Here is a 20,245-nt window from a genome sequence, read left to right on the forward strand (position 1 = left end):
TTAAATAAACAACGGCTTAACCACAGAAATCTGCTGTTAATCCGCATCAATTATCATAGAAGATTTAAATTTACAGAAAAAATTTCACACCGTCTTTTTAGCTTCGGATAATAGGTGTTTTCCGATGCCCTTTTGCCGGTAATATTCGTCTACATATAAATAAATTAAACGACATTCATGTTTACTGATTCCTTTGATAACAATAAATCCTCTTTTTTTCTGATAATATAAACCAATTAAAATAAATCCGTTTATCTTATTAATCAGATTTTTCCAATACTTATTTGACAGAGGTTTAAATTGTTTGGGTTCGTCATCATTGTTAGTGATTGATGGGTAAAAAACTTCGTTGGATTTAGATAATTTTTCGTAATTTTCTATATAAAATTTAAGATCATAAGAAGTTGCAAATCGAATTGTTATCTCTTTTTCTTCCAAAATCTTATTTTGATCATTTATGATTAAACGAAGGGCTTTCTTTTTCTTTAAATTGTATTCAGCCATATCATTTCTTGTTTCTAAGGGAAGGTTTGATAAAAATGGAAGGTTATCGTTTACGGCTGTTATATTCCTTCTTATTTCGTTCACGACATTATATTCCTTATTATACTCATTTGCAGAATCTTTATTTTCGGATGTAATTTTTTTTAAGTTGTTTTCTAGTTTTTTTAACGTTTTGATAATAGTTTCTATGTTACGAAAAGTAATCAGGGAATAATTGGGGCAAGTCCACAAATCATCAGAATACTTATTAAATTCTTGCTTGAAATTTCCTTCTCTGACTAAAAAAACGATAGTGTAATCGCTAAATGGTTTACTTGGAATAGAAAAATCCGATAATCTGATTAAAGAGGAAAAAAATGATTCGTCATATCGGTGGCTTTTATGCGGACGTTTTTTATCAGTAGGAGAGATTTCGTAAGGTTTTTTTGTCATGAGTACAAAATAAAAATCCACAGGTTTTTTGATGTAATAGGAAAAGAGCCATTTGTATGAAAATTTAAATGGCGAGATGATGAAAATTTAAATCGTGGAATTACATTTTCACTGTACCATTGATTCACCGGGAGAATATGCGGAATCCAAGCATTTCAGCGTAGGACTGGTCTGCTTTTCCTTTGAGGCGGATGTGATCGCTATCGTACAGGCAGCCAATGAGCCATTTAACCTGTTCAGTGACGGCAGCAGAAATTTTCTCCTGCGGCCGCTGATCGGGATCATCACCAAGGTAGATTCCCCACATGCCAATATTCCAATGGTCAGACAGTGGATGGAGAACATGGGCTGTGAGAGGATCTTTATGGTAAACAACAAGACAAGGGAAGGTATCAGCGAGCTGATGGATTATCTGCAGAATGATCTCCCGAAGCTTACGCTTGAACAGGCGAAATTCAAGCAGAGCATTGGACTTAACGAATGAGATCCCATGCCGGAAGGGGTGGAGTATCCGGAGTCGATACGGTAAAATAGTAATATTCACGAAAAATGAATAAAAATACAAAGTTCAAACGGAAAAAGTAGCAATTCCTCCGGAACTGTGATATACTGTGATCGTTTGGAAGATTAGTGGACTGAAATGTAAGATCCCCAGAGCATGAAGTATAAAGAGGGCAGAAACGGGGCTCGCAGATATATGGCAGAAGAGCTGTATGTCGAGAACACCAGGTATCCGTATCTGACTTCACGTTCTGGGGATTTTTTATATTCTGTACGCGGATTTTCCGAATGTATGCAAAAGAAAAACAATAAAAAGGATAGGAGAGGAAAAGATGTTTGAATTATTTGAAAATCTGACCAACTGGCTCTGGGGACTGCCGCTGCTGATCACGATTCTCGCTACAGGCGTATATCTGACAGTACGTTCCGGTTTCTTCCAGTTCCGCCATTTTGGTTACATTGTGAAAAACATGTTCAGTAAAGAACGCCGTCAGGAAGGCGGAGACGACGGAAAGAGCCTGACACCGTTCCAGGCTATTTCCATTGCGATCGGCGGTACCGTTGGAGTATCCAACATGTCCGGTGTTGCAACAGCCATTGCAACAGGAGGACCTGGTGCATTATTCTGGCTCTGGATCGCGGCGCTTCTTGCTATGGTCATCAAGATGGCAGAGGTAACACTTGCTGTGTACTACAGAGAAAAACAGCCAAACGGTGAGTACCAGGGAGGCCCGACCTACTACATGCAGAAGGGTCTTGGCGGAGAGAAAAAGCTTCCTTTCTGGAAACTTTTTGCAGTACTGTTCGGCGGCTGTATTTTTATGACATGGTTCATCACCTTACAGAATTATACAGTATCAGAGGCTGTCGGAAGTACCTTCCACCTGCCGTACATCGTGCCGTCACTTCTGTATGTGGCAGCGATCTACCTGATCATCATTGGCGGTGTAAAGAAAGTCGGTGTGATCTCTTCCTATATGACACCGATCATGTGCATGATTTACATTGTAGGATCTCTTGCAATACTGGTAGTGAATTTTGACAAGCTGCCGGAAACCTTTGGACTGATCTTCAAGGGTGCATTTACAACACAGGCAGCAGTCGGCGGATTTATGGGAGCCGGTGTTGCAACAGCTATGCGTCTTGGATTTGCCCGTTCTGTATACAGCAACGAGGCAGGCTGGGGAACCTCACCTATGATCCATGCTTCCGCAAAAACAGACCATCCTGTAAAACAGGGACTGATGGGAGCATTTGAGGTATTTGCAGACACCATCGTAGTCTGCTCCATGACAGGTCTTGTTGTTATCACCACAGGCTACTGGAATTCAGGACTTCAAGGATCAGAGCTGACACTGACAGCATTTGAGTCCGGAATGGGCTCTGTTGCGAGAGCACTGATCGCGATCAGTATTTTCCTTTTCGGACTGACAACATCAACCGGATGGTTCACCTATTACAGCGTGATCCTGAAGCACTGGCTGAAAAACAATCAGAAGGTTCTGAAGATCGCAGAGAAGGTTTTTATCCTTGGAACGCCATTATGGGGTCTTCTGGTCACAGTGCTTACTCTTTATGGAAACGGAACACCGGCACAGCTGTGGGTAATTGCAGACTTTACAACCGTATTCCCTACATTTGTAAATGTTGCCACATTATTTATCTTAAGTGGTACCTTCTTTAAGCTGCTGAAGGATTATAAGGCGCGTTACATGGGAATCGGAAAAGTAGACAAGGATATGGCACTTTTCTACGAGGATAAAAAAGAAAAAGAAAAAGAGGAAAAATAAACAGTGGATACGATTTTTTTTAACGGATGTATAAGAACACTGGATAGCAGTGAAAAAGTGGCAGAGGCTGTGGGAATCGAAAATGGCCGGATCGTTTTTGTGGGAACTGATAAAGAAGCGGAAGCTTTTTCCTGCAAAAAACGGATTGACCTTAAGGGAAGGCTGATGCTGCCCGGTTTTGTGGATACACATATGCATATGCTGCATTATGCATTTGTGGAAAGATCTGTGAAACTGTTTGACTGCACAAGTATTGAGGAAATGCTTGCTGCAGCAAAAAAAAGACTGGAGGAGAGTAAAGGTCAGAAGCTGACCTGGCTCTACTGCAGAGGCTGGAATGAGGAGCATTTTGATAAGCCGCGCTATCCGCATAAGGATGAGCTGGATGCACTCTCAACGGAAATCCCCATCATTATGGTGCGTGTCTGCGGGCATGTGGCTGTGTGCAACAGCTGTGGTCTGGAGCTTCTGAAAAAAATCCCGGAGTTTCCGGAGATTGAGAAGGAGGTTGATCTGGATACGGGACTTCTGAAGGAGAATGCAGTACAGTTTTATTCCTCCGTATTGGAAGCACCATCCCAGGAAGAAGTGGAAGGCTACATCAGATACAGTGCGAAGAAGCTGAATGAATGTGGATTTACAGGTGTACAGTCCGATGATCTTGCCTCCCTTCCGGGAAAAAACTGGCGTCGGATCATGGCCTCCTACAAGGCACTGGATGCCAGAGGAGAGCTGAGTATCCGCCATTATGAGCAGTGCCTTTTTGAGCGGGCGGAGGATGCGAAGGCTTTTATCGAGGAAGGATATCGTACCGGGCAGAGGGGAGATCACTTTACTGTTGGACCGATGAAGCTGATCCAGGATGGTTCCCTTGGTGCAAGAACAGCGGCCATGAATGAGCCTTACGAGGATTCGCCGGAAAATACCGGGATCATCACATTCAGTCAGGATGAGCTTGACGATCTGTTTGCTTTTTTTGACCGGCATCAGATGCAGGCGGCGGTACACTGTATAGGCGATCGTGCCATGGATATGGTCATTGAGGCAGCTGCGAAATCTCCTTACCGGAAGGATAACAAAAAGGGCAGACATGGTATCGTGCATTGCCAGATCACCAATCCGCGTATTTTGCAGGGGATGAAAGACCAGGATCTGCTGGCATATATCCAGCCGGTATTTATCGATCTGGATATGAACACAGTGGAACCTGCCATCGGCGCACAACGTATGGATAAGGTGTATGCATGGAAGAGTATGCTGGATATGGGAATCCATACGTCCGGCGGCTCGGATGCTCCTGTGGTAAGCTTTGATGCAATGGAGAATATTTATTTTGCAGTTACCCGCAAAAATATCAGCGGTCAGCCACAGGAAGGCTGGATCCCATCCGAAAAAATATCCGTAGACGAAGCGGTGAAGCTTTTTACAAAAAACGCAGCTTACGCTTCCTATACAGAAGACGAGAACGGAACCATCGAAGTGGGAAAAAATGCGGACTTCGTAGTTCTCGAGAAGAATATCTATGAGATCGACCCGGATGAGATCAAGGCCACGAAAGTGGATATGACAGTTCTTGGCGGTGAGATCGTTTATGAGAGAGAAGTAGAAGAGTAGCGGCAGTATAAAAAGAAAAAAGTGAGAGGCAGAGTCTGAGTGGAGCAGGCTCTGCTTTTTTTGATTTCAGTAAAAATATAGAACAAGATGTATACCATAAGGTGAACAAAATTCGTTGAAGAAAGCAGTAACATTGTTACATGGAAAATATTGATTGAGAAACGAGGGTAAACTGGTTGTAATAAAATCAAGAAATTTATAGTATTATCAGCAGAAAATGAGGTGATGATGTAGACATTATGATCCTGGTGGATATATCAGATCTGGAATTAAAGGCATATGTACAACAGCCCATTTTATTCCAATATTCATAAAGAAGGGGTAGTTTTGTATGGAGCAGCATAATCAGGAATCGGTACTAGGCGGGATCTGGTGTTATATCGTCGGGAAACAGCCCGAAATGATCTGAAATCAGCAAGAGCATTCTTGCACATACTATAAATGTGCATTATAATGATTAAGACAGTAAGTGGAAATGCTTCTAAAAACAGTTTTTAAATGATAGATTTTGTGATTGATGATGAAGGAGATTACGAAAGCAGTATGACAGGTTCTGATAGAAGACAGGAGATATTGAAGAATATAAAAGAAAGTGACAGACCGGTTTCGGGTTCGAAACTTGCGAAGGATTATGATGTGAGCCGTCAGGTTATTGTTCAGGATATTGCCCTGTTACGGGCTTCGGGATATGATATCATATCAACAAACCGGGGATATGTGCTGGAAGGGCAGACTTGCGCCGAGAGAGTTTTTAAAGTACGTCATACAGACGAGCAGCTTGAGACGGAACTTTGTACTATTGTCGATTTTGGCGGTCAAGTGAAAAATGTTATGGTAAACCATAAAGTTTATGGGCATATTGAGGCGGAACTTGGAATTACTTCCAGAAGAAAAGTAAAAGAATTTCTGGCAGATATCGAAAGTGGCAAGTCAACACCGCTTAAGAATATTACCTCCGATTATCACTATCATACTGTGACAGCGGACAGTGAAGAAACGCTTGGGATGATAGAAGAGGAACTGAGAAAATTAGGATTTTTGGTTGAAAATTAGTTATTAAAACATTCGGAATGTCATGCTGGCTCTGAAAAAGTAAGGTTTATAATCCGACTTTTCAGAGCCGGGTGTACATGGAAAGAATGTTTTTTTTTATTATGAACAAATTTTTTTTTATAGGTTACATTTCTGAAAAAGAAATAATTCCAGTGCGTATAGAATTCCGCACAAAGTATCTGTCCCGGAAGAATGCCCGATTGCCAGAAAATTTTCAGTAATTGCCGGGACATTTGCAATTCCAGGAGTAATTTGAGGGTTGCATTTAACATAAGAAGTATCTTGTGGAGATTCACAACCTGTATTTACGAGTAAATGATTCACAGCCAGGCTAAATTGTCCTTTTAATGCACAGTGGAGAAATGCAGCACTTACATCGACGGTATCATTCAGATGTTCTGCAATTGTTTTGCGAAGGCTCTTGGCAAATGTGGATTCTGTTTGCCCTGTAAGAATTAATCCGGCAAGCACACCGCACAGGAAATCATCACCGCTTGGAGTCAGCCCGATGCCAAGCCCGATCAGTCGGGCAAGTTCGATTCCGGTCTCTGTATATTCTTTATTTCTATATAGTCTGGTGCATTGTTCGATTTTTTTCTTTGCAGCAACAAGCATCATAGAAGTATCATCATTTACACGTTGGTTGAAGATCACTTCAAAGCCTCCGGTGGATATATTAGAAAGACATGTTCTGATATTGTTATGAAGCTGGTGAAACAAGGTATCTGACAGAGAGTTTGTACATTTTAATGAATGTAACAAATGTAAGTTGTGAATCGTTGCTTCTTCAAAAGAAAATCCAATTTCCTTTTTATTATCAAGAGAGTTCATATCTGTGGAAGCCTGAAGAGTGCGGTTACTTCTGTAAATAGTAATGATATTCTCTTTTAAAGTAACAAAATCTCCGGCAGATATTTCAAGACTCTCCATTTTTTCGGAAGTCAATGTTGTAATCAGACTGATTGGCGAGATGGGTGAACCCTTTGCCTGTAAGGCTGCCAGTGTTCCACCAATAGATAAGTTGATAGTTTTTCTATATACAGAGTGGACTGTCCCGCTTGTTTCTCCCGAAAGCAGTTCATTTAAATAGTCAGATGTATCTGTAATGGAAAATAATGTCATAATTATGCACTCCTGTGTATGTTTCTTTTGCCTGTCTGGCAGGTACTATCATAACAGATTTGCCGAAAAATCACAATGTACACAATATAAAATGCGGTTCTTGAAATTTTAAATAAAATTGCACAAATTTTAAATGAGAAAAAATGGATAAAAACCGAAGAAAATGTTAATAATATAACGAAAATCATGAAAAATTTTAAAATTAACCAATAAAACTGTATTGTTTATATAAAAATAAAATACATGACTGTGCATATTATACAAAAAAATGTGTCATATTTTGGAGGATAGGTCATTGTGAAAATTATCAAATTAGGATAAAATATATGTAAAAGAGACTGAAAAACGGTTGACCAATCATTTTTGATATAAATCAACAAAAAATAAAAAGTGGTTGAAATTTTCGCAAAGGAGCCTAGCCAAGACGGTGGCGTTACTTTGCGTATTTTTATACATATTGGATAAAAAAATAATACGAAATACGATAAAATTATCTAAAATAGATAAAAAGATGGAGAAAAATGTAAGAAAATGGTGATTGTATTTTTGGGGGGAATCCAGTAATATATCGACTATAGAAAGAAATTGAGCTGGTTACGGCTGATTTGATTCAATTTTTAAGGAGGAACATGAATATGTATGATGTTTTAGTGAAGAACGGAAAACTTGTAACACCAGATCGTATCTACGAGGCAGACATTGCAATCCAGGACGGAAAGTATGCAGGATTTTTTGCAAAGGGAGCACCGGTAGATGCAAAAGAAGTGATTGATGCAAAAGGAAATTATGTATTTCCAGGTATCATCGACTGTCATGCACATCTGAATGAGCCAGGATTTGAGTATCGTGAGGATTTTGAGACAGGTTCAAGAGCAGCAGTTGTTGCAGGTTGTACAACACTGATTGATATGCCGCTTAATAATGATCCATCTCTTATGAATAAAGAGATTTTTGACCTGAAGCTTGGAAAAATTAGCAAACACTCATTAGTTGATTATGCACTTTGGGGAGGAATCGTAGGAGATTATGATGACAAACCGGACTCAGTAAAGAATAATATGAATGATCTTGTAGATCTTCACAATTGTGGAGTTGCAGCGTTTAAAGGATTTACATGTCCAAACGGTGATTTGTTCCCGACAGTTAACATGGGAAATGTTCGTAAAGCTCTTGAAATTTTAAAACCGTATGGAGCACTTTGCGGATTCCATTGTGAGGAATATGGACAGGTTCTTGAGAGAGAAAAAGAAGCAAAAGCAAAAGAAGGAAGAACAAATGAAGAGAAGATTCGTGACTTCCTGGATTCTCATGACGTATGGACAGAATATGTTGCTACAAAGAATGTTATTGATATGGCTAGAGCAACTGGCGGACGCGTACACATTTGCCATGTCAGCCACCCGATGGTAGCTCAGGTTGTTAAGGATGCGATCCATGAGGGACTTCCGATTACTGCAGAGACATGTCCACATTACCTTGGATTTACAGAAGATTTTGTATTTGAAAAAGGTGCACCGGCAAAATGTACACCTCCGATGCGTAAGAAAGAAGATATGGAGAAGCTGTGGGATTACGTTTTAGATGGAACACTTTCCTGCGTGGGAAGCGACCATTCTCCAGCAGCAGATGAAGAAAAAGATAATGCAACAAAAGATATCTGGCATGCATGGGGAGGACTTAACGCAATCCAGTTCTTCTTACCAATGATGTTCGATATGGTTGTTCATAAAAAAGGTTTAAGCCCAAGTCTGATTGCAAAGGTTATGGATTATAATCCGGCGAAAGTATTCGGACTCTATGGACGTAAAGGAGCATTTGAATTAGGTTTTGACGGTGATATCGTAATCGTTGATCCAGAAAAGGCATGGAAATGTGAGCAGGAGAAACTGCTTACAAAAGGACATGTTTCCTGCTTCAATGGACTGGAAGGAAAAGGAACTCCAGTATGTACAATGATCAGAGGTAAAGTAGTTGCTCAGGATGGCATGTACAAAGATGAAGCAATCGGATACGGCGAATATGTAACACCGGTAAAATAAACGAATACACATAGGAACACGAATAGGAGAGAGAACATGAGTGATGTAAACAAAGAAGTGAAAAAAGAAGAAATAAACTCCCTTGCGCCAATTCCTGAGAAAGAGCGAATCATGGGCTGGGGATCCAACACAATGCTCTGGCTCGGTGGATGTATTTCTATCGGAACATTGGCAATGGGATCTGCACAGATGGAAGCAGGACTGAACCTGTTGCAGTTATTCCTCGCAGTAGCAATTGGCTCTATGATCCTCGTTGTAGGTATCGCAATGAATGACCAGTTTAGTTACAAGACTGGTGCACCGTATGCAGTTCAGCTTAGAAGTGCATTTGGAACAAAAGGTAACAAAATTCCAAGTTTGATTCGAGGACTTCCGGCTATCGTATGGTACGGTTATCAGACATGGCTTGGAGGAGCAGCAATCAACAATATTTCAAAAGCATTATTTGGATATGATAATATCTGGTTATTCTTCATTTTATTCCAGATTATCCAGATCCTGTTATCAATCAAAGGATTCCAGGGTGCAAAATGGGTTGGAAATATCGGAGGAGTTGTTATTTCTCTGGCTATGATTTACCTCTTATTCCTTTGCATTACACAGTATGGCGATGTTGTAAGTGAGAAACTGATCAATAAGTCTGGAACATGGGGAATGCCATTTATCGCAGCAATCATTGCATTCTTTGGTAACAGTACTACAGTTATGCTGAATGCGGGTGACTATTCCCGTGAGATGAAAGGTGGATATTCTACACTGAAACGTGGAAGTTCTTACTTCTTATCTATGGTACCGGCTACAGTACTTCTTGGAGTAATCGGTGCTATGGCATCTACAGCAACTGGAAAAGCAAACCCGATCAATGCTTTTGCTGATATGGTAGACAACAAAGTCGTAATGATCGTAACGCTTGGATTTATCATCTTTGCACAGCTTACAACAAACCTTGCAAGTAACGTAATTCCACCGGCATATGCATTTATGGATGCGTTTAAGATGAAACATAAGACAGCCGTAATCTTGATTGGTATCCTGGCAGTATGTACTTGCCCATGGATCCTGACAAGTGACAGCTCAGCAGCAGGACTTGCATTATTCAGTAAGATTTACACTGCATTCTTCGGACCGATCTTTGCAGTATTGATTACAGATTTCTTCATTCTTCATAAGAGAAAAATCACACCAGAGTATCTGGATGATCTCTATGATGATAATGGAAATCATGCAGGTATCAACTGGGCAGCAATTCTTGCAATTGCAATCGGAGCTGTAATCGGACTTCTGAATGTAAATATTTCATTCTTTACAGCAACAATTCCTACAGGACTTGTTTACTATTTCGGAATGAAACATATGAAGAGTTGTGAGAATTTCAGAAAAGGAACAACATTAGAAAAATAGATCTAAAAAGTCAAAGGAGACTGGACATGAAAATGCCTGGTCTCTTTTTATGATAAATTGATTTGTGAAAAATTTGTCCTAACATTAAATTATATATATTTTTCGAACATTTTACACAACTATGTCAATAATAGATAAAAAAGAAAAAACAAAAATATAGAATTTTATACATAATGGATAAAAATAAAAATGTTTTTCCGTAAAAATGTAGTTGTAATTTAAGAAAAAATTAAGTAATATTAGCTCGTACAATTAAAAAAAGATTTTGAAATTGGTCAATCGCTTATTTTAATACATCTTTTTTTTTAGGAGGAAAATAAATATGTATGATGTTTTAGTGAAAAACGGCAGAATTGTAACTGCAGACAGAGTTTCAGAAGGAAACATCGCAATCAGAGATGGAAAGATTGCAGCAGTACTGAATGCTGGAGAAGAGCCAGAAGCAGCAAAGGTTATCGATGCAAAAGGAAATTATGTATTTCCGGGTGCAATCGATACACATGCACATCTGAACGATCCGGGATATGAATGGCGTGAAGATTATGAGCATGGTACAGCAGCAGCAGCTCTTGGTGGATATACAACAATTGTTGATATGCCACTTCAGAATGAGCCTGCAATGGTCAATGCAGAAGCATTTGATTTTAAACTGAAAAAAGTTGATCCGAATGCATACTGTGATTACTGTTTTTGGGGCGGACTGATTCCAGATAATTTTGGAGATCTCAAAGATCTGGATGAGAAAGGATGCGTAGCATTCAAATCATTTATCGGACCAGTGTCACCAGACTACAGTTCATTAAATTATGGACAGGCTTATGAAGCAATGGAAATCATTAAGGAATTTGATGGACGTGCAGGATTCCATTGCGAAGATTTCTCAATGATCAAAAATCTTGAGAAGATCGAGAAAGCAAAAGATCCGAATTCATGGCAGTGTTTCCTGGATTCCAGACCGGTTGCAGCAGAGATGGTAGCAACTGTTGATATTATCGAGATTGCAAAAGCAACAGGATGTAAAGCACATATCTGTCATGTCAGCAGCCCGGATGTAGCTCAGAAGATAAAAGAAGCTCAGCAGGAAGGCTATGACATCACAGCAGAGACATGTTCTCACTACTTAAGTCTGACAGATCAGGATGTATTAGAGAACGGACCGTTATTCAAATGTGCACCTCCGCTTCGTTCACAGGAAGAGGTTGACAGACTGTGGTCTTATGTGGAAGATGGAACATTCAGTGGTATTGCAAGTGACCATTCACCATGTTCATATGATGAGAAATTTAATGAGATTCTTGGAAACAAGATTGAAAATGTATTTGATGTATGGGGCGGATGCAGCGGAATTCAGAGCGGTTTCCAGGTAACGTTTAACGAAGGATGTGTAAAACGTAATGTATGTCCGACGGTTCTTGCGAATGCAATGTCTGTACAGCCTGCAAAAGCATTTGGTATCTATGGAAGAAAAGGAGATATCAAACCGGGATTTGATGCTGACCTTCTGATTGTAGATCCAGAAAAAGAATGGGAGATTACAAGTGATTCCTTATTATATGTAAATAAGATTTCTGCATTTGTCGGAATGAAAGGAAAAGGACTTCCAATCATGACAATGATTCGTGGAAATGTTGTTGCAGAAGACGGAAAGATTGTTGCAGAAAAAGGCGTTGGAACATTTATTAAGAAAATCAAATAATGCCAAATTCAGGTGACGGATCAGGTGGCCTTGCCTAATGAAGGCGGGCTCACCTGATTTTAATTAGACTTAAGAAAAAGGAGAGAGAAGATGAGTATTGTAGACAACAAAGTACTGGATCCAAAGCTCGTTGCCAATGTAGACGCGGATCTCCAACCAACAAAGAAACGTATCATGGGAAGCGTATCCTATGCAGCCAGCTTCATGGGAGGATGTGTATCTATCGGAACATTTTCCATGGGAGCAGCCCTCATTGGAACATTGACTGTAGCACAGGCGATTATTGCGATGTGTATCGGATGCCTTGTTATTGCAGTAGCACTTGCAATTATCGGCGAGTGTGGACATGAGTATGGTATTCCATTTACAGTACAGTTAAGAAGTAGTTTTGGTACAACAGGTGTAAAGATTCCAGGAGTTCTCCGTGGACTTCCGGCTATCGTATGGTTTGGTTATCAGAGTTGGGTCGGAGCAGGAGCTATCAACAGCTGTCTGAAGATTTTATTTGGATTTGATAATCTTCCAATTATCTATGCGCTGTTCACAATTCTTCAGGTTGCACTTGCAATCAAAGGATTTGAAGGAATCAAATGGATGGAGAATATTTCCTGTATCTTTATCATTGGTATTCTGATTTACATGTTATATGTAGTAAACACAAAATTCTCATCAGAGATTGGAAATGTATTCTCTGGAATTAAAGGAACATGGGGTATGCCATTCTGGGCAGCTACAACATCATTCCTTGGAATTTATTCCACAATGATCATCAATGCATCTGACTATTCCAGAAATGCAACAGATGACATCAAACCTGTAAAAGCTGCAAGCATTTACACTGTTGCTATTCTTCCTGTAACATTGTTCATGGGTCTTATCGGACTTCTTGTAACAGCAGCAACAGGAAATAGTGATCCTGTAGAAGTATTCTCTACTACAATGGGAAGCAAATTCCTTACAATCCTGACATTGCTCTTTATCGCATTTGCTCAGGTAACAACAAACGTACTGAACAATATTGTTCCACCTGCATACGTTCTGATGGAGTCTTTCAAAGTTAAATGGACACATGCAACAATTCTTGTTGGTGTGCTGTCAGCATGCGTAATGCCATGGAAACTTGTTACAGCTGACTCTGCAGCAGGATTGTCATTATTTACACAGTTCTACTCAGCATTTTTAGGACCTATCTTCGCAGTAATGGCAGTCGACTTCTTCATACTGCGTAAGAAGAAACTGGAGTTGAATGATATGTATGACAAAGGAGGCTGCTTCAAAGGAGTTAACTGGGCAGCAGTTATTGCAATTATCGTAGGATCTGTCTGCTCCGTATTCGTAATGCAGTTATCATGGTATGTCAGCCTGATTCCGACAGGAGTTGTATACTACTTCCTGATGAAGACTATGAAGTCAAGCAAAGGATTCCGAAAAGGAACTATTTTTGAAGACTAACATATTGAACAAATAAAAACCCCGCAAATTGTATATCAAAGCAATTTGCGGGGGATTTTTTTTCCTGAAAGAAAGCTAAAAACTACTTATTTGAACACTTCTCAATAAATGCCACTGTCTCGTCCAGCACTTTCTGTGTGAATGGATTTTCTGTGTCTCTGTCAAAGTCGTGTTCTGTTCCGGACACGATGAATCTTTTTGCGTGATATTTGTTACTTAGTTCTGTGAATTCACTAAATGGTACGTCGGTGTCTCCGGTGCTGTGGGCACAGAACAGTGGGCAAGGAAGTTTATCACAGGCGCGAAGTGTATAATCCAGATAGAAAAACTTTTCGCGTCCCTCGTAAAAAAGATCTATCCAGTTTCCTTGCTGTCTTGCATAGACATAGACACTGTAGTGTGTGTCAAGATCGCCATCTGCGTGGATACCTTCTGAAATAACACAAAGAGCACTTTCTGGAACTTTCGGAAGCGTGCAGTAATGTCTGCTTGGTTCCTTGAACCAGTTGTCGCATAAAAATCCATATCCATAATAGGAAAGAATTCCGGCAGGTGCCTGTGTGTAAGTTCCTTTTGCTGCTGCAATCAGGCAAAGGTAAGCGCCGGCAGAACGTCCCCACAAAAAATATGGAAGAGATCCTTCGGAAGATTTAGGGTTTTTAATTAGTTCGTCACTGTGATCGATATAATATTGAATGGAACTTTCCACATCGTTCATGATCATTTCTAACTTTGCGGCAGGAGCCAGAGGATAGTCAAAAGCAATGATTGCATATCCGGCCTGAGTCAGAGTGTTCAAGTGAGGGCGTGGAAGATCTTTTCTTCTTCCATATAAAAGACCGCCTCCGTGAAAATAGATGATAGCCGCTTTTACCGGTGTGTCTGAATCAGTATACACGGTTGCTCCTTTTTTGAATTTTTCACTTGGAATCTCAAATTCTTTCTTTTCTAACATAAAAATCCTCCTTGGTATAAATTGTCAAAAAATTTGAAAATGAATTAAAATCCGGTCAAATTCCGACTATTTTATTTTTATATTTATTAAATCGATTATAGCTAAAATATATAGTCTCTTATCCAATAATTAACAGTATATCACAAAAAATGTCATTTTCAAGAGAAGTCATTAGACAAAACTTACCATAAAGTAGATAAAAAGTGGTTGAACCTTTTATCTAAAATTCCGATTGCAAATTTTAAGCTTTAATGACATAATAAGACCATAAAACATGGTAACAACAAAACCTGAATTTGATTTTGTGTTCCGCATTAAGAAAGAGAGGTATTTGGTAATGAGTTACTTAAACAATCAATTAGGATATCGTGATGCACTTTTGGACACACGTTCCATTATTAAAAAAGGAGATTACATCGTTCTTGATCCAGATGGACTTGTAAAGAATGTAGTTCCGGGATATGAGAACTGTGATGTTACAATTCTTGGCTCACCGGCTATGGGTGCAACATTTGCTGACTATCTTGTACATGTTCACGAAGGTGGAAAGAATACAGGAATCGGTGGAGAGGGAATCGAGTCCTTCTTATATGTAGTTGATGGTGAACTTTCAGTAAAGAATGATGATCAGTCCGCAGAACTTACAAAAGGTGGATACATTTACTCACCAGCAAGTAACAACATTACTTTTGAAGCTAAAGGCGAGGCTACATTATATGTATACAGACGCCGTTATGAGCCAGTTGCAGGGCACAGTGCTCACACAGTAGTTGGAAATGCTAATGATCTTGAGTGGATGTCCTATGAAGGAATGGAGAACTGCTATGTACAGGATTTCCTTCCATCAGCTCATGACATCGGATTTGACATGAACATGCATATCCTGAAATTCCACATCGGAGCTTCTCATGGATATATCGAGACACATGTTCAGCAGCATGGTATGTATTTCCTGTCTGGAAAATCTATGTACAGACTTGGAGATGACTGGGTACCGCTTCAGAAAGGTGATTACTGCTTCATGGACGCTTATATTCCACAAGCTTGCTACGCTATAGGTGATGAGGGACGTGAGGAAGAGCTAGTTTACATCTACTCTAAAGACTGCAACAGAGACGTTGCTCTGTAATATATAGTACATAGCCTGAAGGATGTTCTTACACTGAAAATGATATTTAGCACATAATAAAATCGAATATAAATTATATACGATTGACATCATATGCCGGTATATACAGTAAAAAAAGCGAGCGGCATTGCTGGGAGCAATAAAGAAACTGTATGTACCGGCGTATATGCTATATAAGAGTTTGTCAATAATGTGACAAAATAGAAAAGATGAATTGAAAAAGTGTGAATTAGAAGATGCATAAATTAGAAAAATACTGCATGTAAAGAAAACACGTAGATAATTATATAGGTAACTATATGGTATATAAAGAGAGAAAATAAAGAAAAGGATGGTATGAAAGAATGAGACTTTCAAGAGAAGAGCTTAAGGGCTTAATGAAAAACAAGTTGATCCAGGCGGGACTTCGTGAGGATCACGCTGATCAGACAGCAGAAATTCTGACATGGGCACATGAGAGAGGATTTGCTTCACATGGTGCTGTTCGTGTTGAGTATTACTGTGAGAGAATCTTCAAAGGCGGAATCACACATGAGCCAAACATCACATGGAATCAGACGGGCCCTTGCTCAGGAATCATGGATGGAGACAATGGTATCGGTTACTGGGTAGCAACAAAAGCTACTGAGAAAGCTATTGAGATGGCAAAAGAGAACGGAGTTGCTATTGTAGGTATGGCGAATGTATCTCATACAGGAGCAATCGGATATTATACAGAGATGTGTGCAAAAGAAGGACTTGCAGCTATTACATTCTGCCAGTCAGATCCGATGGCAGTACCATACGGCGGAACAGAGCCTTATTATGGAACAAACCCGATTTCATTTGCTTGCCCGACAGCAGACGATCGTAATGTTGTATTTGATATGGCTACAACAGTTCAGGCTTGGGGAAAAATCCTGGACAAGAGATCACAGGGTGCTGAGATTCCTGCAGACTGGGCTGTAGATGAGGACGGAGCTCCTGTAACAGATCCACATAAAGTAAATGCTCTTGTACCGATTGCCGGTGCTAAGGGATATGGACTTATGATGATGGTAGACGTCTTCTCAGGAGTACTTCTTGGAGTACCGTTTGGTAAACATGTAAGCTCCATGTATCATGACTGCTCTAAAGGACGTGAGCTTGGACAGACAATTATCGTTATCGATCCAGAGAGATTCTGCGGTGCTGAGCAGTTCAAGAAGAATATGTCTCAGACATGCGATGAGTTAAATGCTATGAGACCAGCTCCGGGATTTGACAAAGTATACTACCCAGGACAGAGAGCTCTTATGAGAAGAGACAAAGCTTATGCTGAAGGTGGAATCGAAGTCGTAGATGAGCTTGTTGATTATCTCAAGAGTGACGCAATTCACTTTGACAGATACGATCACAAAAACAGATTCGCTGACTAATTCATTTGTTTCGTGCAATTTCCAATGGACCAGGAAGTGGAGCACTCCTCTGCTTCCCAGGTCCCATCTCAAAAATAGATGATATCAAACTATAAAAACGATGAACTAGATAAGAAGGGAGAAATGACATGTTAAAGACAGTCGTAAAAAAAGGCAGTTACCAGGATTCAGTAGTTCTGATGCTTCTGACAAATGAGCTTTCTTCACTGGATGGAGTCAACAAGATTCAGGTTATGATGGCTACACCGGCGAACAAAGACATTTTTAAGGAGAGTGGACTTACAACAGATGAGTTAATTGACGCTACAGCAAATGATATGGTAGTTGTAGCTGATGTTAATGATGAAGCAGTACTTGATGCTGTAATGGACAAAGTTGAGGAGTTCTTAAAGAAACAGTCCACAGCAGCAGAAGGAAAGAAAGGTTCTGAAAGTGTAAAATCATGGGACGGGGCACTGAAGAAAATGTCCAATGCAAACCTGGCAGTTATCTCTATTCCGGGAGCCTATGCAGCATTAGAGGCTGACCGTGCACTGGATGAGGGACTGAGCGTATTCATGTTCAGTGACAATGTAACAATTGAGGATGAGAAAGCTCTGAAAGAGAAAGCTCATTCAAAAGGACTTGCAGTTATGGGCCCTGACTGTGGTACAGGAATCATTCAGGGAGTTCCGATCGCATTTACAAATAATGTAGCGAAAGGTTCTATCGGAATCATCGGAGCTTCAGGAACAGGTATCCAGGAACTGACAACAATTATCGACAGACTTGGTGAGGGCGTTACAAATGCTATCGGTATCGGTGGACGTGACCTGAAGGCTGAGGTCGGTGGAATCACAATGATGGATATGATCGATGCAATGGAAGACGACGATACAGTGAAAGTACTTGTAATCGTTTCCAAACCGCCTGCAAAAGAAGTAAGAGATAAAATCTCTGCAAGACTTTCTAACTTCAGCAAACCAGTTGTTACTCTGTTCGTTGGAGAGAAGCCAGAGTATCATGAGGAGAACTTCTATCATGCATACACACTGGATGAGGCAGCTCGTCTTGCTGTAGGTCTTGTAAGAGGAACAAAGGTTCCAGAAGCTACTGTTGATGTAGATGAGTCTGAATTCTACAAAGCAGAAGACGGAAAAACAATCAAAGCTTACTACTCAGGTGGTACACTTGCAAATGAGGCAGCTATGCTGATCAAAGATGCAATGAACTGCAAAGTTCCACCAGAGGACGTTGAAGGATATATGCTCCAGTTAGATGGCAACGTAGTAGTTGACCTTGGAGATGATGCTTATACACAGGGTAAACCACATCCGATGATCGATCCTGCAAAACGTATTGAGTGTATGCAGGAAGCAGTAGATGATCCGTCTACAGGAGTTGTTCTTCTTGACATCATGCTTGGATATGGTTCACACGCAGATATGGCAGGATCATTGATCCCGACAATCAAAGAACTTCAGGCAAAAGCAGATGCAGCAGGAAGAAAAGTATTCTTCATCGCTACAGTATGTGGAACAAGAAGAGATTATCAGGGATATGATGAGGCAGTTAACAAATTAAAAGAGGCTGGAGTTATCGTATGTGAGAACAACAAGCTTGCATGTCAGACAGCTATCCACGCTATCGGAAGAGATTTCCAGGAGCCAGAGAAAGAGATTCGCGCAAAAGAGGTTGTTGCATGTGAGAAACATACACCAGCTGAGACATTAAAAGAGCTTCTTTCTGAGAAACCACGTATCATCAACATCGGACTGAAGAGCTTCGCAGAAGTTGTAGAAGAGTTTGGATGCGAAGTTGTACAGTATGACTGGGCTCCACCGGCAGGCGGAAATGTAAAACTTATTAAGACTCTGAACTTCTTAAGAAATTACGAAGGAATCGAAGAGAAGAACCGTGAAGTGATTGCTAAGGTTGTAGCAAGCCAGCCAGTATTAAAAGACAATGTTCGTGCAAAAGAAGTAATTCCAGAGTTTGCTGAAAATAATGGAAAAGTAATTCTTCATGCAGGTCCTCCGGTAGATTACAAGAATATGCCAGACCCGATGCAGGGATCTTGCGTAGGTGCTGTAATGTTCGAGGAGTGGGCAGAGACAGAAGAAGAAGCTAGAAAGATGCTTGAGAATGGAGAAATCAAATTCATTCCTTGCCACCACTGCAACGCAGTAGGACCTATGGGTGGAATCACATCTCCTAACATGGCAGTATTTGTAGTTGAGAACGAGACAGGAGCTAACAGAGCTTACTGTACAATGAACGAGGGTATTGGTAAGGTTCTTCGTTTCGGAGCTTATGATGAGGAAGTTGTTAACAGACTTCGTTGGATGAGAGATGTTCTTGGTCCAATACTTGGAAAAGCTCTTCGTTCTATGGAGAACGGACTTGCAATTAACCCACTGATCGCAAAAGCAATCGCAATGGGTGATGAGTTCCACCAGAGAAATATTGCAGCTTCTCTTGTATTCTTAAAAGAGATGGCTCCGCTTATTACAGAGATGAAAGACATCAGCGAGAAAGACCGCTATGATGTTATCAAGTTCCTTGCTGATACAGATCAGTTCTTCCTGAACATTATGATGGCTACAGGTAAGGCTGTTATGGATGATGCACGTAAAGGAACAGACGGAACAATCGTTACAGCAATGTGCCGTAACGGATATGAGTTCGGTATCCGTATTGCTGGTATGGGTGACGAGTGGTTCACAGGTCCGGTTAATACACCACAGGGACTGTACTTTACAGGATATGATGCAGATGATGCTTGCCCGGATATGGGAGACAGTGCTATTACAGAGACATTTGGTGTCGGTGGTATGGCAATGATCGCAGCACCGGCTGTAACAAGATTCGTAGGTGCTGGCGGATACGAGGATGCTCTTCGTACAAGTAACGAGATGATGGAAATCGTTACAGACAGAAACCCGAACTTCACAGTTCCTACATGGAATTTCCAGGGAATTTGTCTTGGAATCGATGCAAGACTTGTAGTTGAGAAAGGTATCACACCAGTAATCAACACAGGTATTGCTAACAAAGTAGCAGGAAAAGGACAGATTGGAGCAGGTACAGTTCACCCGCCAATCGAGTGCTTCGAAAAAGCTATCGTAGCATACGCTAAGAAGCTTGGATTCGAGGCATAAGTCCGGAAGATAGGAGGCAG

General features: G+C 40.5%; 13 protein-coding genes and 1 pseudogene. 11 read left to right on the forward strand and 3 right to left on the reverse strand.

Features of this window, described 5'->3' with window-relative positions; all coding sequences use genetic code 11:
* Window positions 1-84: 84 nt before the first annotated feature.
* Window positions 85-936 (reverse strand): GNAT family N-acetyltransferase, encoded by an 852-nt coding sequence (locus G593_RS0112600; RefSeq protein ID WP_029731901.1) that lies wholly within the window; start codon window positions 934-936, stop codon window positions 85-87.
* Window positions 937-1,051: 115 nt separating this feature from the next.
* On the opposite strand from G593_RS0112600, the pseudogene G593_RS0112605 reads away from it, so the two are divergent.
* From G593_RS0112605 to G593_RS0112625, 4 genes and pseudogenes are all read left to right on the forward strand, one after another.
* A pseudogene (locus tag G593_RS0112605) lies at window positions 1,052-1,420 on the forward strand (EutP/PduV family microcompartment system protein); the annotation flags it as partial.
* A gap of 349 nt (window positions 1,421-1,769) precedes the next feature.
* A complete protein-coding gene (locus tag G593_RS0112615) occupies window positions 1,770-3,227 on the forward strand; it encodes an alanine/glycine:cation symporter family protein (RefSeq protein WP_029731904.1) in 1,458 nt (485 codons plus the stop codon).
* A 3-nt stretch (window positions 3,228-3,230) separates the two neighbouring features.
* A complete protein-coding gene (locus G593_RS0112620; RefSeq protein ID WP_029731905.1) occupies window positions 3,231-4,841 on the forward strand; it encodes an amidohydrolase in 1,611 nt (536 codons plus the stop codon).
* A gap of 543 nt (window positions 4,842-5,384) precedes the next feature.
* A complete protein-coding gene (locus tag G593_RS0112625; protein ID WP_029731906.1) occupies window positions 5,385-5,894 on the forward strand; it encodes a transcription repressor NadR in 510 nt (169 codons plus the stop codon).
* Window positions 5,895-6,011: 117 nt separating this feature from the next.
* On the opposite strand, the gene G593_RS0112630 is transcribed toward G593_RS0112625, so the two are convergent.
* Window positions 6,012-7,016, reverse strand: coding sequence for a DUF2877 domain-containing protein (locus G593_RS0112630; RefSeq protein WP_005342810.1), 1,005 nt, complete (start codon window positions 7,014-7,016; stop codon window positions 6,012-6,014).
* Between the two features lie 635 nt (window positions 7,017-7,651).
* On the opposite strand from G593_RS0112630, the gene allB (G593_RS0112635) reads away from it, so the two are divergent.
* The 4 genes from allB (G593_RS0112635) (at window position 7,652) to G593_RS0112650 (ending at window position 13,604) form a co-directional block, all read left to right on the forward strand.
* Window positions 7,652-9,055, forward strand: coding sequence for an allantoinase AllB (gene allB, locus G593_RS0112635; RefSeq protein WP_005342809.1), 1,404 nt, complete (start codon window positions 7,652-7,654; stop codon window positions 9,053-9,055).
* A 36-nt stretch (window positions 9,056-9,091) separates the two neighbouring features.
* Window positions 9,092-10,456 carry an NCS1 family transporter gene (locus G593_RS0112640; RefSeq protein WP_005342807.1) on the forward strand — a complete coding sequence of 455 codons (1,365 nt, stop codon included), beginning with the start codon at window positions 9,092-9,094 and terminating at the stop codon, window positions 10,454-10,456.
* Window positions 10,457-10,778: 322 nt separating this feature from the next.
* On the forward strand, window positions 10,779-12,152 hold the full coding sequence (allB, locus tag G593_RS0112645) for an allantoinase AllB (protein ID WP_005338614.1): 1,374 nt from the start codon (window positions 10,779-10,781) through the stop codon (window positions 12,150-12,152).
* Window positions 12,153-12,242: 90 nt separating this feature from the next.
* The gene (locus tag G593_RS0112650; RefSeq protein WP_029731907.1) at window positions 12,243-13,604 is read left to right on the forward strand and encodes an NCS1 family transporter; all 1,362 of its coding nucleotides are present in this window, start codon (window positions 12,243-12,245) and stop codon (window positions 13,602-13,604) included.
* An 82-nt stretch (window positions 13,605-13,686) separates the two neighbouring features.
* Here the strand turns inward: G593_RS0112650 and G593_RS0112655 are convergent, their stop codons facing one another.
* Window positions 13,687-14,559, reverse strand: coding sequence for an alpha/beta hydrolase (locus tag G593_RS0112655; RefSeq protein ID WP_005338619.1), 873 nt, complete (start codon window positions 14,557-14,559; stop codon window positions 13,687-13,689).
* A 337-nt stretch (window positions 14,560-14,896) separates the two neighbouring features.
* Between G593_RS0112655 and allE the strand changes: the two genes are divergently transcribed.
* From allE to fdrA, 3 genes are all read left to right on the forward strand, one after another.
* A complete protein-coding gene (gene allE / locus G593_RS0112660; protein WP_005338621.1) occupies window positions 14,897-15,688 on the forward strand; it encodes a (S)-ureidoglycine aminohydrolase in 792 nt (263 codons plus the stop codon).
* Window positions 15,689-16,032: 344 nt separating this feature from the next.
* Entirely contained in the window at window positions 16,033-17,085 is a 1,053-nt protein-coding gene (gene allD / locus G593_RS0112665) for an ureidoglycolate dehydrogenase (RefSeq protein ID WP_029731908.1), read from the forward strand.
* 128 nt (window positions 17,086-17,213) lie between these two features.
* Window positions 17,214-20,225: a DUF1116 domain-containing protein gene (gene fdrA, locus G593_RS19625; RefSeq protein ID WP_081646550.1), complete on the forward strand. Its 3,012-nt coding sequence runs from the start codon at window positions 17,214-17,216 to the stop codon at window positions 20,223-20,225.
* Window positions 20,226-20,245: the final 20 nt, after the last annotated feature.

It is taken from the genome of Dorea sp. AGR2135, assembly GCF_000420885.1.
In the GTDB taxonomy this organism is placed as follows: domain Bacteria; phylum Bacillota; class Clostridia; order Lachnospirales; family Lachnospiraceae; genus Dorea; species Dorea formicigenerans.